The sequence below is a fragment of the Rhodobacter sp. SGA-6-6 genome, from assembly GCF_011043545.1.
Taxonomy (GTDB): domain Bacteria; phylum Pseudomonadota; class Alphaproteobacteria; order Rhodobacterales; family Rhodobacteraceae; genus Pseudogemmobacter.
The window spans coordinates 1-281 of record NZ_JAAKGP010000065.1; the positions used below are offsets into that span (position 1 = coordinate 1).

Consider the following 281-nt stretch of genomic DNA (forward strand, 5'->3'; position numbering starts at 1 on the left):
GCACAGGCTGCCGATGTCCGGCAGTTCGTGAAGTCCGGCGACGACCTGATCGTCCATCTGACCGACGGCCGGAGCTTCGTCATCGAGGACTTCTTCGTCAAGGGACCGAACGGCGAGGTCAGCCGTCTGCTCTATGAGGACGGCACCTTCAGCGGCGTCGACGGCAACGTCCAGACGGTCGAGGGCGATGCCGTCGGCCTGGGCGCCGCGATGTCGAACGAGGACATGGCCGCGATCGCCATCGCCGGCCTCGGCGGCCTGGGCCTGATCGCCTCCAGTGG

1 protein-coding gene is annotated in these 281 nt (G+C 67.6%); it reads left to right on the top strand.

The window, feature by feature from the left end:
* Nucleotides 1–281: BapA prefix-like domain-containing protein (locus G5B31_RS20990; RefSeq protein ID WP_165020126.1), on the top strand; the 281-nt coding region annotated here is incomplete at both ends.